The organism is Spirosoma aerolatum (genome assembly GCF_002056795.1).
In the GTDB taxonomy this organism is placed as follows: domain Bacteria; phylum Bacteroidota; class Bacteroidia; order Cytophagales; family Spirosomataceae; genus Spirosoma; species Spirosoma aerolatum.
In genome coordinates, this window is the sequence record NZ_CP020104.1 from 3214440 (window position 1) to 3231489 (window position 17050).

The following is a 17050-nucleotide window of genomic DNA, read 5'->3' on the forward strand; positions in this document are numbered from 1 at the left end:
TATTGTTGTTTCGTGTGTCAACCCTTCTCGCTACTGGTTTTCAATCCTTTTTAAGTTTTCGTAAATAATAGTCTTCTCCCGGTACAATAACGGCGGCCCGTAAGGTGGTGTCGGTACCTAGCCTTATATCGCCGGGTTGTGGACGAATCACACTTTTATCGAAAAACAAGTAATCGGCGTTTTTCGGAATGGGTTTTAATCCCTGCTCAAATGGATTGATGGCAATGAGTCGACGGGATAAATGGGGGCCGTAAAGAGGATATTCGTAGTCGTCGTTGATCGTCGCCAAAGCAACCGTGGCTTGCTCCGGTACCAGTTCATCGAAACGCTTGTAGGGGATATACGTATCCGGGCGGCCCAGGGTCATTTGTTTGATTCGGTCCGCTTCAAAAGCAGAAGAAAATGAGCGACCATCAGGGGCTTTCCAGGCAAACGGAAGAGCGCGGGTGTTGAGGAAGATGCACAGAATAGCCGAAATACATCCCAGAACGGTCACCAGGCCGACATACCCTTTCCAAACAACCCGATCAGGAACGTCAACCGACGTACGAGCGTGCAGAAACAGCAGAGCGAGAAAAGGAACGCCGAATAAACTGGTCTCAATGAAATAACGACCCTTGAATGGATCGTAAGGGGCTGAGTAGGAGAGCGCTGCGAAGTGGAGTAGTAGTGCGATGCCCAGGAACGTATGCGGTGTTGAACGTACGTAACCGATCAGAACCAGAATTAATAAGGGGAAAATAAGACCAAAGCCAAAGATGCCCCAATACGGATTGGCATTATAGAACACGAACTTGCGGTCGAAAGCAAATGGCTGGATCGAAAAATCTGTTTCTTCATCCAGACGCATATGTAGCTTATCTTCCAGAACAACAAGCGGTTGGCGCATGGCATGATTCAATTCCGCTCCTAGAGTCAGATTCCGGATACCATCGAGGTTCACATGGTCGTAGCCATAGCGGATAACATTGCGGCTTCCCTGTTCAAACAGATTCCTAAGTGTACCGGCCCGTTCAACAGACTGATGCTTAAGTGCGGTTGGTGGGCCGATTGGGTGACCAAATACTTCAATGTTTTTTAGATATCCCGTTGGTAACATCCACAAGCAGACTCCCACAATAATAGCTGCTCCCAGCCGCCAGGTACGTTGAAACGTTACACCCCAGGAAGACGACAGAAATACTGTGTAAATCATGACCATGAATACCGACGGAAGGAGCAGGGCGAAGGTGATCTTGTGCCCGAAGGCAATGCCAAACGCCATGCCCGCAAGATATAAATACCGATTGTCAGTTTTGGGCTGGTTGCTTTTATAGCTGAACAGCATATATAAAAGCACACTCAGATAAGCAGTCAGTACAATATCGGTTTCGGTTGTAATGGACTGCATCAGGAAATCGGGTAGTAAGGCAAATGCCAAAGCGCAGAAGAAACTGGCCGACAGCCGGTTTTGGCCAATGCGCTGGACAATGCCAAAAACAGCAACAATGGCTGTCCAGTAGCTAAGATGATGAATGAACTTGAAGCCATTTTCAAAATGGCCCGTCATCAGAAACGAATAGATCTGAAGGGTACAAACACTTTTCGGATATGTATCGATATTCCAGTTTGTACCGCCAAAATGACGCATTGTGCCGCGCTGAATATATTGCATCACACGGTTCAAATGGCCTGTCATACTATCCCATTCGTTGGGAACGGTGAACAACACCAGCAATAGATTGGTGACGGCAAGTACTGCCAGGGTTACGAATAGTACGGAAAATAAAAAGCGTGAATAGCCTGATAATCCACCAAACCATTGTCGGCCTGTATGCCATCGCTCCTCGATAAGCGAAAAAACAGAAAACGGTTCTGGGTTAGGAGTAAGCCAGCGTAGTATAAATCCGATGAGGGTAGCTGTACCAAAAACTGCAACTGCCCATACCAGTGTGTTTGCCGTTAAATAAAGTGCTGAAAGGATAAAACCGGTTAGAATAACGCTTCCGGCTCCCAATAAAAATGTAGTCAGCCACCATTCGGTAAGCGAACGACGGGAAATCCGTGTCGACAGACGACTAATGTAGCCAAGAAATAGTGCTAGCGCGAGAAGATAAATTAGGGTCATAACGCACGATATACGGTGCAGGTACTAAGGTAAATGGATACATCAGATGAGCAATGGATGATTAACAGGCAGGCCATGCTTTGGCGAACATCAGTATCCATTAAGTATCAATTTATCCATTTACTTCGCTGACAATGGCAATCGCTTCGTTAACTAACGTAGCAATCCGGTCAATGTCTTCTTCGGGCAAGTCGGGATAGAGTGGCAGGCATAATACACGCGAGGCTATATCTTCCGATATAGGGCATGGTTGCAGAATGCCGTCTTTAAGCGCAAAAGGTAAGGTATTCAGCGATGGATAAAAATAACGTCGGGGTACTACATGCTGAGCTTTTAGCACTTCGGTCACCCGGAGGAGGGTTTCTTCGGAGTCGAGTACAATCGGGTAATAGGCGTAATTGTAATCGGTACCAGGTAGTAAAGTGGGCCGGGTGATCCGGGTAAAATCCAGCCGATCGGCATAATAGCTAAACCGTAATTTACGCGCTGCGATCAGGTCGGGAACTTTGGGTAACACACAAAGTCCCATTGCCGCATGAAGCTCTGAATTTTTGGCGTTGATACCCATCTCGAAGTAGTCATCGTTTCGATGACCAAACGAACGAAAATGCCTTAATTTTTTAGCAATATCATCGTCGTTTGTGACGATACAACCGCCTTCGACGCTATGAAATACTTTTGTAGCATGAAAACTACACGTGCTTATGTCCCCATAGCTTAGAATAGACTGGCCCTTATAGCTGGCACCGAATGTGTGGGCAGCATCATAGATCAACTTCAGGTTATGACGATCGGCAATTGCCTGTATCTGCTCCATGCGGCAAGGGTTCCCGTAGACATGCGTTGCCAGAATTGCCTGGGTGTTTTCGGTAATCAACGGCTCGATCTTGTCGGGATCTATATTGAAGTCGTCGGGATTGATATCCGCAAAAATGGGGGTGCAGCCTTCCCACAAGAGTGCATTGGTCGTGGCTACATACGAAAAGGGAGTTGTAATAACTTCTTTTGTAATGTTGAGGGCCTTGAGGGCCATCTGCAGCACAATGGTGCCGTTGGTACAGAAAAGAAGGTGTTTTACACCCAACTCTTTTTTCAGATCCTCTTCCAGCTTTTGTAGTAAAGGGCCATCGTTTGTGAGGTGTACTCGCTCCCAAATACCTTCCAGATACTTTACATATTCCTGTAGATCAGGCAGATACGATTTTGTTATGTAGATCATACGTCAATTGGCAGTTCCTGGATGAGCAGACAATAACTTAGGTTTATGGTATTCAGCTAACGGTTGGCTATCGCATGGCTTGTCCATGCGCCGTACCCCGAATACTTAACCGAACGACTAGTTATTACTCACTAACAACTGGTTCAAGCATTTTAATGTGAAAGGGAAACTGAGGCCGTACATAGCCCGGCCATTTACCGTACCATGCAATGCCTTCTCGATAATCTTCCACATCAAAGGTAATGCCTTCTTCCATAACAAAAACGGGGGTAACCGTATCCTTGACAATCATCATGGAGATTGTATAGGAACCATCATTAAGAAAATACCCCGGAATGGTACATTCGCCTGCTATTAACCCCTTCCCGTACGGCTGCGATTGAGTACCTATATTGAAGATACACTCGCCTGTAAGTGAGTTTAAATGCAGACTCAAGTTTAAATTGGCGCGTTCCATCTGATTCCAGAACTCGAACCGGAACTTCATTGACGTGCGCACGTCGATATGAGTAAGATCATCCAAATAATCGGGAATTAACTCGATCCGGCGGACCCGAACCAGATCGTTTCCGGGCGCTTCCTCCGGGGTATCCCATTGACGGACCAGCCGCGTTTTGGATACTTTACTTAGATAGGAAGCCACTACCTGATTTGTTTCCCCTTGTTCGATCAATCGCCCTTTTTCAAAGTACAGGGTTTTATTACAAAGTGCCTGAACGGCAGTCAGGTTATGGCTCACAAAAATGATCGTCCGACCGCTTGCCGAATTATCGCGCATTTTGCCGAGGCTCTTTTTTTGAAACTCAGCATCGCCTACAGCCAGAACTTCGTCCACAATCATGATTTCGGGGTCAAGGTGTGCCGAAATTGCAAAGCCTAGCCTGACATACATCCCTGATGAATAGCGTTTTACGGGTGTATCAAGAAATTTTTCGACCCCGGCAAACGCTACAATTTCGTCGAACTGCTTCTTTATTTCAGTACGGCTCATGCCTAAGAGCGAGCCATTCAGAAATATGTTTTCCCGTCCGGTCAGTTCAGGGTGAAAACCAGTACCCACTTCGAGCAGGCTGGCTACCCGCCCACGAATGCGAACGGTACCGGTTGTAGGCTGGATGATTTTGCTCAGGATTTTGAGCATGGTCGATTTGCCAGCGCCATTGTGTCCGATAATACCTACCCGGTCCCCCTGTTCAATCGAAAAATTAACATCCCGCAAGGCCCAGAACTCTTCGTGCGTGATGGTGATTTGGTCTTTTTTTCTGCCGAATATCGACCGAAAGTTTTCCGAGATGACATCCCGCAACGTATTGACACCCTTGCCCTTTTTATGGTCAATGATGTATTGCTTGCTAATATTTTCGACAGTAATGACAGACATAAGTGGTGAGGAGCGAGTAGTGAGTAGTGAGTAGTGGGAATGCTGCCACTTTAAGAAAAACATGCGCCAGCATTCTCACTCCTCACTCCTCACTACTCACTACTTTTAAATATCATCTACAAATGTATTCTCCCGTTTCCGAAAAAAGTAGAGGGAAAGCGTCAAACATACCAATACAATACTGACTGATATGAGTAGACTCTGTGGATTGAAATAAGCTTTCTCGCCTAGAAGTGACCAGCGGAACCCATCGATAATACCAACCATTGGATTGGCCCAATAGAATGGAGCCCACCATTCCGACGCTTTATCGGCAACAAGTCGACTACTATAGGCGATAGGGCAAATATAAAACCCAACCTGGACAATAAACGGAATAAGCTGAGCTATATCGCGGAAACGGACGTTGACAGCCGCAAAGAATAGCCCAAAGGCAAAAGACGCCAATAAAGCCAGCAAAATAAAAGCAGGTAGTAGCAGTAAATGCCAGTCGGGAATAAACTTGTACCAGATGGCCAGTAGAATAAACAACCCCAGTGATACCAGAAAATCGACCAGACTAATGGCAATTGAACTTAAGGGCATAATCAACCTTGGGAAGTATACCTTCGTGACCAGGTTTGAATTAAGGGTTACGCTATTACTGATCTGGGTAAATGCAGTCGAGAAAAATGTCCAGACCGTAATGCCGCCCAATACCATCAGCGGATACGGAATACCCGGATCGGGTGGCAGTTTGGCAATCTTGCTGAAAACGAATACCATGATCAGCATAGTGGTCAATGGGCGAATAAGCCCCCAGGCCGTGCCAAGTGCTGTTTGTTTATAACGAACCGTTACGTCGCGCATCGACAGGATGTAAAGCAACTCACGGTTTCGCCACAGATCCCGCCAATAATGCCGTTCCGAACGACCTGGCTGGATAACAACTTCGTGTGTTTTCAAAACGAATACTGGTTTATAGGTCTCGATGAGACAGTTATAAAGGGGTATTGGTCACTGCTTCAGCGTAACGTCTTATTCTTTCATAATTGAGCGGTAAGTTTCCCGCACGAAAATGATCACAATCGAAAGGATCAGCGTCAAGGCAATACCAACCTGAAGTCCCTGTGTTTTGATAACTTCACGGTATAATGGATAGGCAACCGGCTCGATAACTGTAAACAATGGTGTTTCCCGAATCAGCGATAAGCGCATGTTATCGGCACTCTGAAGCGCCTGATAATATAGACCGGATAAGAAGCTTGAATTACGGGTCAACTTACTCTCTTTCAGTTTGGCCTGTGCTACCACAACCTGCTGATTCTGGTCCATGTACTGAGCCAGTTGGTTCTCAGTCCCTGTTATGATTTTGGCTAGTGAGTCGGCTCGTTGTTCGAGCATCTCATACATCTCCCGGGTTTTCTTGGTTTGCTTCTTCTGATAGTCTTCCTCAATGGTTTTCAAGTGCGTGTTCAAGAAGGTAGCTGTCAGCTTTTCGTCTTCCATGAAGCACTCCAATTGCATGAATGAGGATTTACGCTCAGGCTGTTTAATCGCCATTTCACCTTCGATCCGTCCACAGATACCAGCCATCACGATCTGTTCCATTTTCGTGTACTGATCTGGCGTTTTGGCTTTCTTAAAATAAAAAGCTCGTAAGGAGTCATTATCCTCCCACTCTTTATCGCGGATGCCACTATGACGGATGTAGTAGTTAACCAGCAGCGTGTCTTTGCCATTGATCGTATCCGTTTTCATCAGGGTCTTTTCCAGCACAGGCCGAGATGTAGCGTAAATCAGGAAGTTGTCGCCCACGAAGATATTGGCATCAGGAGCTCCTGACGATAAGCCAAACGCACTGGCCAACTGTCCTAAATCGCCACCAAAACTACTGCTGGATGAGCCGCCACCGAGGTTAAACATAATGCTGCCCGTATAAACGATCCGGGGTTTGTGCATCATGTCGTAGATAAAGCCGGAAATGCCGCCAATAGCAACCAGAATAACAAGCAGTTTCCAGTTACGATAAAAAACGTTCTTTACGGCCAACACCCGTAAAACGACCGATTTAGGTGAAATTTCATCGGGAGGCAACGGGCGACTCACGATGACGTTTGGATCTGTATTTGTTTTATTTGTAGGGTTCATACGTAGACTCCTGACTTAGTTTCCGACCCGGGATAAGGCAATAATCAACCCAATGACACTAAGTAATGATGAAATGGTACCGGCGGTTGAACTGAGTATCTGCTGCGGGGTTAGTGGCGTTGCCGTCCGTTTTGGAACTACAATTTCCGCGCCGGGCTCCACTCGTGGATAAACATTAAAGAACATAAATTTCCGGGTACGATCAACCGAGCCGTTGGCATACACGACGAACGATTTCCGGCGCTGCGATTTTGAGGTGAATCCACCTGTTTGCGAAATGTAATCCTGGAATGTCTGTCCGGCACGGTATTTAACCGTATTGGGCAATTGTACTTCGCCCTGGATTCGCACGGTTTCAAGCAGTTTCGGAATGCGAAGGGTATCTCCTTCCTGAACCAGAATATCTTCGCTTGAGCCAGGCTTCGCCAGAATTTTCTTTAGATTGATACCAATTGACTCCGAAGAAGTTGGGGATTGTACTTCCGTTTCAACAACCGTTTTAGAAGCATTATCACCTACTTCCTGGATGGCGCGTTGCTTCCGCTGAAGCTCATCTGAGCTAAGCCGCACAGGGCGAACCAGCGTGGCTCCTTCAACATAGGCTTGTGGGGTTAAACCACCTGATTGAAACACCAGATCCGAAATTTTCATGTCTTTGCTGCGAATTGCATACGGGCCAGGCATAATTACCTCACCGACAACAGCCGCATAGGTTTGTTCGAGGTAATTGGGCGAACGGCGCACGATGATCTGATCGAAAGGTTCAAGAACGAAGTTCCGGTTCGCATCGTTGGACAGGGTCAGATCCCGGTTGACATTGAATCGGTAGATATCGGCAATCTGAGCCGTTGGGGATTTCGGATCAACGTCTTTTTTACGCCGTACTACCTCCACAACCGAGTAAGCGGCCGACTCCTTCAGACCACCCGTTTTGACCAGCACATCGTTCAATGTCATATTGGCCATGTAAGGCATGCCGGGGTCAGGTTTGTTCAATTCACCGATGGCCGATATGGTAGCTTGCTGAGCCAGTTCGAAGCGTGAAGGAACGATGACCTGATCTTCGCGCTGAAGCGGGATATCAGGATCAGTGCCTGCCAGGATATTTGCCAGATTTATCGACAGGTTTTCAACCGCTAAATCTTCGCGGGTACGTACAATATTCACTCGACCTGTAAAGGCATCACCGCGTATTCCTTCAGCTGATTTGATAAGATCTTTCAGTGTTTTGTTGTTATCGAGCGAGTATTCTCCAGGGCGGAAAACAGCTCCTTCAATCGTGATCTTGTTTTCAAAACGGTTCAGAACCCGTTCGACCGACACAACATCACCATCCTGCATAACAAACGTCTTGAATTCTGGGGCTGTAACGTCGGTTACTTTCAGTTCTCGGTCGGTTACCCGTGTAACTTTTAAGCGGCCTTTATAGGCATTGGCTGTAAAATCACCCGCATAGAAAAGCAGTCTGTCGAGTGTTTCGCCGGGTAGCATTTCAAAAATGTTGGATCGTTTAACAGCTCCACCAATTTCAATCCGTTCAATGAATGTAGTGAAGCGAATATTGTCATTATCCTGCAAACGGAGGTCGTTTTGCTGAATACCATTCAGCAGGTAATCGTATAGATCGAGCGTGGCCACAATGCGGTTATTGCGGATGAGTTGAACCTTCCGATACGAGCCAATATCATTGGGCCCACCGGCCTGATAGATAGCGTTCATGACCGTCGACAGACCCGACATGGTATAAGTGCCTGGGCGAACGGCATCGCCGGTAACGGTGACCCGAATGCTGCGAATAGACCCAAGCGATACTTCCAGGAATGTATTCTGTGCCCCATAGGATGAATTCCGAAGCCCTACAAACTTCGTTGCCATCCGGCTAATCAGCCGTTCTTTCGCTTTCTCGACTGATAGGCCGGAGACGAAAATAGGGCCAATACCCGTCTGTTGCGCGATGTAAACAAATCCTTCGGGGGATACTTTCTGGGAGTAATCGCCTTCTGAATAGCCGTACATCCGGATATTTAATTCATCGCCAGGGCCGACAATATAGTTGCGGGGTGTGGCGATATTGATATTGGGTTGGAAGGTTGCCGCCATCGCTGGATCGTTGAACAGCGAGTATCCAAACAGTTTCTGCCGACGCTCTTCCTGTTCACGGCGCTGCGCTTGTTTTATACGCTCTTCGGCAAGTTCTTCATCGGTTGCAGGGGCACTTTCCGAATTGGTGTCCTGTTTGTCGAACTGCTGATTGCCATTAGTACCATTAGGTGTGTTCGTTGTGTTCCCATTATTACCCGTACGGGATTGTTGGGCAGGGGTAGGATTACCTGTTCGGCCATTGGTTGCGTTTTGCCCCCGCTGGTTGAGTTGTTGCTGAACATTTGCTGGTAGGTTAGCCGGATTCACTCCCGATGGAAGCGCTGTCCCTCTGCCAGGAGCTGCTGGGTTAGCAGAACTTGGTGCAGCGGGGGCCGCTCCTGGTGAAGGGGCCACTTGAGCCTGAGTTGTCAATCCCACTAAGAGAACCAGCAAACCAGTAAAAAAGATAGTCAATTGACGGGGTAAACGGCTGGCGCCGAAAAGAAAAAAATTCAGTGGGAACACGTGAATAATTCTTGAATTTTGCATATTTTTAAGAAGTCGAACAAATTGCAAGCAACGCCGACTAAGACCAGTAGTTAACGAACAATTTATTCGTGTAGTACGCAGGATAGTTTAGCTGGCAAAGTAAGCGAACTTTTGTTGGATTTTAAACAGTTTCCTTTTGAATGGTAAGTTTTATACCTCTTGCTATACATGGTATAATTTTTCCGATGTACTGGAAGAGCGATACAAAACTACTACTTTTTTAGTTAATCCATTAACCTAACATGGCAGAATCTCTGAACCAGCCGGTTCAATACAATGAAGACAGCATCCGCTCGCTGGATTGGCGTGAGCACATTCGCCTGCGACCAGGCATGTATATTGGTAAATTAGGCGACGGATCGGCTGCCGACGATGGCATCTACGTTCTCCTGAAAGAAACGATTGATAACTGCATTGACGAACACGTAATGGGCTTCGGTAAAACGATCGAGGTACGGGTAACCGATCATCGGGTAGAAGTACGCGACTTCGGCCGGGGTATTCCCCTCGGAAAAGTGGTCGAGGTAGTGTCGAAGATCAATACCGGGGGTAAATACGACTCTGGGGCGTTTCAGAAATCGGTAGGACTCAATGGAGTAGGTACTAAAGCCGTGAATGCCTTGTCCACCTATTTCCGGGTGCAGTCGTTCCGCGAAGGCCGAACCGTATGGGCGGAATTTGAACGTGGCGAGCTAAAACAACAGGGTGAGGAAGTTTCGTCTGAGCGTAATGGTACGCTGATATGCTTTGAACCCGATGATACTGTCTTCAAGCATTTTCACTATATCCCGCAGTTTCTGGAAAATATGATCTGGAACTACTGCTACCTGAATGCGGGTCTGACCATCGTTTTCAACAAGCAGAAATATATTTCTCAGAACGGCCTTCTCGATCTGCTTCGGAATAAAACCGATGAAGATTCCCTGCGCTATCCGATTATACATCTCAAGGGGCATGATATCGAAATCGCACTTACTCACGGCAATCAATATGGCGAAGAGTATTACTCTTTTGTTAACGGACAGAATACGACCCAGCATGGTACGCACCTCAATTCCCTGAAAGAAGCTGTCGTTGAAACGATCCGTAAACATTACGACAAAAACTACGAAACCACTGATATTAGGGCTAGTATCATAGCCGCTATCAGTATTCGGGTTCAGGAGCCCGTGTTTGAGTCACAGACGAAGACCAAGTTAGGGTCGGTCAACATGTCACCTGAGCCAAATGCCCAATCGGTTCGTTCATTTGTAAGCGATTTTGTGAAAGAACGCCTGGACGATTACCTCCATATTAACCCATCGGTACGCGATGCACTCAAAAAGCGAATCGAACAGTCGGAACGGGAACGCAAGGAACTCGCTGGTATCAAGAAACTGGCCAATGATCGTGCCAAAAAGGCAAGTTTGCACAACAAAAAACTGCGCGATTGTCGAAACCACCTGTCCGACCCGAAAGCGGAAGATCGCTATCAGACTACTCTGTTCATCACGGAGGGCGACTCGGCCAGTGGGTCTATCACAAAATCGCGGAATGTGCAGGCTCAGGCTGTTTTTAGTTTACGGGGTAAGCCATTGAACTGCTTCGGTTTAACCAAGAAAGTGGTATACGAAAATGAGGAGTTTAACCTGCTTCAGCACGCACTGGATATAGAAGATGGCCTGGAAGGGCTGCGGTATAATCGTATTGTGATTGCTACCGACGCTGATGTCGATGGCATGCACATTCGACTATTAATGCTGACCTTCTTCCTCCAGTTCTTTCCTGATCTGGTCCGAAATGGACACCTCTATATATTAGAGACGCCCTTGTTTCGGGTTCGGAATCCGAAAAACCATAAGGAGACAACTTACTGCTATTCGGACGAGGAAAAGCAAAAAGCTATTGACAAGCTGACTAAGGGAGGCAAAAAGGTCGAAATTACCCGATTTAAGGGCCTGGGGGAGATATCGCCAGAGGAGTTTGGGTTATTCATCGGCGAAAATATGCGGTTAGAGCCTGTTATTATGGAAAAAGAAACATCCATTCCCAAACTGCTCAGCTACTTCATGGGTAAGAATACCCCCGAACGGCAGCGGTTCATCATCGATAACCTGCGTATTGAAAAAGATGTTGAAGAAGCTGCCTTGGTTGCCTAGGTTAGTTTGATAAAAGCAACCGTTAATCAGTAAATTGTAAGCCATCCCACATTTGGGAGACTCTGTATTTAGTACCTCCTTACTCCGCTTTGAGCATTGCCTACGCGCCAGAGCCAGTAAGGAGGTCTTTTTTTGTTCATAGTCTATGTGATACCTATAACGGCAGGTAGGCTATGGACTTACAAATAGTCGACAGACGCCTATCGAAAGAAGCTATACACGATGCAAACCTGACACTATGCTTGCTCTACCAATAACTTAAAATCTCAGCGTCATTATTAATTAATATACTTGTTATATATGATTTACTTAGCATGTAATATAAAAATAAAATAATGAAATAATACAATTATTCGGTTTTAATTCTGTTTGATGGATTCTTGGTAATGTCCTATTGGTATATAGATATTGATAATAGTAGCTGCACAGATATAATTCTTTTCTTGATTTTTTATTTTTGATTCAATAAAAAATATCAAAATATTATATCGTATAAAATTCTGTGTTAACTATTATTTTCGTTAATACTTAAGTATGGCAATTCGTTGCTGTATCGAATAAGTGCAAGTGCTTATGTGTGGAAAATTTTAATATATATTAAACTATATTCAATTTGTCCAATTAACTTTGGAATTAATATCTATTTAATCTTCAAACTATGCTTAGATCTTTATTAAGTATCTTGTTATTCATTGTAACAAGTAGTTACCTGTATGCTCAGACAACAGTCCGAGGTACGATAACTTCGTCACAGGATGGAAGTGCGCTACCAGGAGTTAGTGTAGTGGTTAAAGGCACCTCAGTCGGAACCATCACGGATAAAGAGGGGAAATTCTCAGTTAACGTCCCTCAAAAATCCTCTACGCTCGTTGTAAGCTTTATTGGCTTTACAACGCAGGAAGTTGAGGTAGCCAACAAAACAAACGTCACGATCTCGCTGGTAGAGGAAGGCCGGTACCTGAATGAAGTCATGGTAGTGGGTTACGGAACGGTAAACAAAGAAACGCACGTTGGTGCGTCCAGCCAGATTAACGCCAATGCCATTGCCAATCGCCAGAATTCCAACGCATTGAACTCCGTAATTGGAGCGGCTCCAGGTGTTCAGGCTACTCAGTCGGGAGGGGCACCTGGCTCAGCGCCATCCATTCGGGTGCGGGGCTTTGGCTCGATCTCAACATCCAACGAAGCGTTGTATGTTGTTGACGGTGTACCTTATAATCTGAGTACGTCGAACATCAATCCAGATGACATTGAGTCGATTAGCATACTGAAAGACGCTTCGACTACAGCTATTTACGGATCGCGGGGGCCAACGGGGTTGTGATGATTACCACGAAGAAAGGTAAAAATAATCGTAGTAATTTAACCTTTAATGCATCGGTTGGTGGTATTTCACGGGGATTGCCTGAGTACGAAACCGTTTCTGCTCAGGAATACTATCCATTAATGTGGGAAGTTTACCGCAATTCGCTTCAATACGGCTCTTTGAAAATTCCGCAGGATGTAGCCAGCAGTATAGCCTCAGGTATTACTACAACGTATAATGGTAGAAATTATACCGGTATTACGGATCAGTTGAAATATAATCCATTCAACGTGCCTGATAACCAGTTGGTCGATGTAAATGGAGCCCTTAATCCAGCTGCTCAATTACGATATCCAGAAGATTTGAGCTGGGTGAATGCCATACAGCAGGGAGGTAAAAGTCGCCAGAATTACAGCATTTCGTATGATGGCGGTACGGCTAAGTCAGACTATTTTGTTTCGGTAGGGTATACCAAAGAGCAGGGATATCTGTTAAAATCAGATTTTGAACGGTTTACGGGCCGTATCAATGTAAATACCCAGGCTACAAAATGGTTTAAAACCGGCTTTAACCTTACCGGAACGTATAGCAATGCGAACACCGATGTTGCCAGCGACGGAGGTACTTCATTTGTGAATCCGTTCTACATTTCTCGTTTTATTGCTCCTATCTACCCTGTTCATAAGCACGATCCAGCTACGGGGGCTTATATTCTGGATGAGAACGGTAATCAGATCTATGACATGGGCGATGTACGGCCCTACGCTAGTGGCCGACATGCCATATGGGAAAACCTGTTGAATAACCGAAAACAGGTTCGCGGTATTATCAGTGGTCGAACATACGCTTCGGTTAATCTATTCCCTGGCTTCAAAGCAACATCGAACGTTGGTCTGGATTTACAGGATACCCAGTTCCGTACGTTTGAAAACCCAATCGTTGGTGATGGCGCCCCAGCAGGCCGTGCCGGTAACAACTTTTACCGGACGACGGCAATAACCTTTAACCAATTGCTGGAATACGATAAATCGTTTGGTAAGCATAATCTGAACTTACTGGCTGGTCATGAGAATTACTCTTATAAATACAATTCATTTACGGGCTCTCGCTCGGGTGTTATTGTAGATGGCATCACGGAGCTGGTCAACTTCGCGTCGGTGCTGGGAGTTTCGTCTTTCGAGGACAACTACACGATCGAAAGCTTCTTTGGCAGAGCGAATTACGATTTTGACAAAAAGTATATTCTGAGCGCCACAATTCGGAGAGATGGTAATTCCAGATTCTATAAAGATGTTCGCTGGGCTACTTTTGGATCGGTTGGAGCCGCTTACAACCTGGAAAAGGAAAAATTCTTCCAGGTACCCTGGATTGACCTGTTGAAAGTTCGGGCTTCGTATGGTATCGTCGGTAACGAAAATTTGGGTGATGTCATAGGCTATTATCCTTATCAATCTTTATATACACTTGGCCGGAACAATAATGCTGAGCCAGGCTTTACCCAAGCTTCGCTACCGAATAATGCATTGACCTGGGAAACTGGTAAAAATTTCGATTTGGGGATTGATTTCAGTCTATTTAGAAGCCGTGTATCAGGTAGTGTAGAGTATTTTAACCGGGTTACAGACGGGCTGATTTTTAATGTGCCTCTGGCGTTGTCAAACGGTGGAACGTATAGTGATGGTGGCTTCAAAATTCCAAGTAACATTGGAAACCTGTATAACCGAGGGTTAGAGATCCAGTTGAATGGGGATGTTGTCAGAACGCCAGATTTCAAATACTCAGTTACCCTGAACTGGACAACTTATAAGAACCAGATCACGAAAATGCCGGATAACCAGCAACTGATTATAAGTGGTACGAAAGGGTACAGTGTAGGCCGTTCGATTTACGACTTTTACATGCGCGAGTTTTATGGCGTAGATGCTGAAACAGGTAATTCGCTGTACAGAACAAATATCCTGACGGCTAATGGTAAAGTCATTGGCGCTGATACCGTAACCACTGTTCTTTCGGAAGCCAATCTTCGCTATACAGGCTATTCATCCATACCTAAATTTTTTGGTTCGATGAACCATAACCTTTCATACAAAGGTCTGTCGCTGAGTGTTTTATTGACTTATCAGGTTGGTGGGAAAGTATATGATGGTGCTTATGCTTCCCTGATGCATGGTGGTACATATGGCACGGCTATGCACAAAGATGCGTTCCGGCGCTGGCAAAAGCAGGGGGATATTACAGACGTTCCCCGCCTTGATAATGGGAATATCACTAACCTGACTGGGCAAAGCACTCGCTACCTTACGGATGCCTCCTTCCTGCAGATTAACAACATTACCTTGAGTTACGCAATTCCCACCCTGTTGCTCAATAAGATCAGTGCTAAATCGGCTAGTGTTTATGTTTCTGGCGAAAACCTGGGCTTATTCTCCGCTCGGGTCGGCATGAACGTAACCGGTGCGTTCAACGGTACTGTCGATAATACTTACAACTTCAACCGGGTAATATCGGTCGGTGCGAGACTCGGCTTTTAACCTAAAAGACTTAAACGATTTTTTGACAATGAAGAAATACATCATAAAAGGAGTGTTGGGAATAGCTATCGCCTTCTCACTCTTCGGTTGTGAACAAGAGTTCCTGGAAACAACACCTACCAATCAGGTTTCGACAGCGGATGCGTTCACAACAACCAAAAATGCCTGGGCAGCCTTAAATGGTATCCACCGGATCATGTACTCCCAGATTTTTGGCGTTCAGGCGCAGGGAGGCCAGTCGGGTAATATGTTGTATATGGATATCATGGGCGAAGATTTGGTCTTTCCAAATGTGTCGAACTCCTGGCTCCGTGACGAATACAAGTGGATTACTCACAGAACCGCAACGAGTTCTATTGTGTACTACAATTATGAATTTTACTACGTAATTATCGGTAACGCCAACATGATTATCAATAATATTGATAATGCATCAGGAACGGAAGCCGATAAAAAAGCGATTAAAGCGGAAGCATTGACTTACCGGGCATGGGCCTATTTCCAAATGGTTCAATTATTTGGTGAGCGCTTTATAGCCGGTGCGGCTAACGATGGTCTGGGTGTGCCTTTAGTACTGGAGGCCAAAACAACGCCAACACCACGGGCAAAAGTGTCGGAAGTATACACGCAGATCAATAAAGACATCGATCAGGCAATCAGTCTGTTTACAGGCTATACGCGTACCAATAAGTCGCATTTCGATATAAGCGTTGCCAAAGGCATCAAAGCCCGGATTGCCCTTACACAACAGGACTATACTACGGCAGCACAAATGGCAAAAGAGGCCCGTACAGGATATTCGCTTATGTCGAACTCGCAGTACCTGGAAGGCTTCAATGACTATACCAACCCTGAGTGGATGTGGGCTTCCCGGATTGTGGCAGATCAAACGAACTATTTCTATTCGTTCTTCGCCTACATGTCGATAAATTATAGCTCGACTGCCATTCGCTCTACCCCGAAAGTGATGTTTTCGGCGCTGTACAGCAAAATCAGAGCGACTGACGTCCGTAAAAAACTATGGGATTCGACAGGAACGAATACCGCTGAATTCCCATTACCGGCATCAACCTTCCAGCGCTATAAATACCTGCATAAGAAGTTTAAAGTGGCCGATCCATCCCTGAGCATTGGTGATGTGCCATACATGCGGGCTGCTGAAATGTATCTTGTTGAGGCAGAGGCCCTTGCTCGGCAGGGTAAAGATGCAGAAGCAGCGACTGTATTGTATACATTAGCGGTTAACCGTGATCCAAAATATACGAAGTCGACGTTAACCGGAACTGCCTTGATCGACGAAATTATGACGCAGCGACGAATTGAACTTTGGGGAGAGGGTTTCCGATTCTACGATTTAAAACGAACGAATTCGCCATTGAATCGGAATGGAGGAAACCACAACGCTTCGTATACAAACGGGGTATTCGATGTTCCTGCCAACGATAAGCGATGGCAATTCCTGATTCCGCAGGATGAAATCAACAATACGAACGGGGTAGTCGTACAGAACCCTCAATAAGCTTCATTCCTTGAGTAAGAGTAACGCGCCTGGCTGAAATTTCGGTCAGGCGCGTTGCTATTTCAGGGTGAACTATAGCTAAGATTCC

10 protein-coding genes are annotated in these 17050 nt (G+C 45.8%); 4 read left to right on the forward strand and 6 right to left on the reverse strand.

Translation table 11 applies throughout. The annotated features are described in order from the left end of the window. Positions 1-40: 40 nt before the first annotated feature. The 6 genes from B5M13_RS12990 to B5M13_RS13015 all read right to left on the reverse strand — a co-directional run bounded on the left by B5M13_RS12990 (position 41) and on the right by B5M13_RS13015 (position 9468). Positions 41-2107, reverse strand: a complete 2067-nt coding sequence (locus B5M13_RS12990; RefSeq protein WP_080056077.1) for an ArnT family glycosyltransferase — start codon at positions 2105-2107, stop codon at positions 41-43. A 112-nt stretch (positions 2108-2219) separates the two neighbouring features. Then, a complete protein-coding gene (locus tag B5M13_RS12995) occupies positions 2220-3326 on the reverse strand; it encodes a DegT/DnrJ/EryC1/StrS family aminotransferase (RefSeq protein ID WP_080056078.1) in 1107 nt (368 codons plus the stop codon). 124 nt (positions 3327-3450) lie between these two features. Beyond that, positions 3451-4707 carry an ABC transporter ATP-binding protein gene (locus B5M13_RS13000; RefSeq protein ID WP_080056079.1) on the reverse strand — a complete coding sequence of 419 codons (1257 nt, stop codon included), beginning with the start codon at positions 4705-4707 and terminating at the stop codon, positions 3451-3453. A 105-nt stretch (positions 4708-4812) separates the two neighbouring features. Then, entirely contained in the window at positions 4813-5652 is an 840-nt protein-coding gene (locus B5M13_RS13005) for an ABC transporter permease (protein ID WP_080056080.1), read from the reverse strand. A 72-nt stretch (positions 5653-5724) separates the two neighbouring features. Next, entirely contained in the window at positions 5725-6837 is a 1113-nt protein-coding gene (locus tag B5M13_RS13010; protein WP_080056081.1) for a GumC domain-containing protein, read from the reverse strand. Between the two features lie 15 nt (positions 6838-6852). Continuing rightward, positions 6853-9468 carry a polysaccharide biosynthesis/export family protein gene (locus tag B5M13_RS13015; RefSeq protein ID WP_080056082.1) on the reverse strand — a complete coding sequence of 872 codons (2616 nt, stop codon included), beginning with the start codon at positions 9466-9468 and terminating at the stop codon, positions 6853-6855. A gap of 242 nt (positions 9469-9710) precedes the next feature. On the opposite strand from B5M13_RS13015, the gene B5M13_RS13020 reads away from it, so the two are divergent. The 4 genes from B5M13_RS13020 (at position 9711) to B5M13_RS13035 (ending at position 16962) form a co-directional block, all read left to right on the forward strand. Continuing rightward, complete coding sequence (locus tag B5M13_RS13020) at positions 9711-11606, forward strand: DNA topoisomerase IV subunit B (RefSeq protein ID WP_080056083.1); 1896 nt, start codon at positions 9711-9713, stop codon at positions 11604-11606. Positions 11607-12264: 658 nt separating this feature from the next. Continuing rightward, on the forward strand, positions 12265-12930 hold the full coding sequence (locus tag B5M13_RS13025) for a carboxypeptidase-like regulatory domain-containing protein (protein WP_080056084.1): 666 nt from the start codon (positions 12265-12267) through the stop codon (positions 12928-12930). After that, entirely contained in the window at positions 12930-15443 is a 2514-nt protein-coding gene (locus B5M13_RS13030; protein ID WP_080056085.1) for a SusC/RagA family TonB-linked outer membrane protein, read from the forward strand. Before B5M13_RS13025 ends, B5M13_RS13030 begins: the two co-directional genes overlap by 1 nt. A gap of 28 nt (positions 15444-15471) precedes the next feature. Continuing rightward, positions 15472-16962 (forward strand): RagB/SusD family nutrient uptake outer membrane protein, encoded by a 1491-nt coding sequence (locus tag B5M13_RS13035; protein WP_080056086.1) that lies wholly within the window; start codon positions 15472-15474, stop codon positions 16960-16962. Positions 16963-17050: the final 88 nt, after the last annotated feature.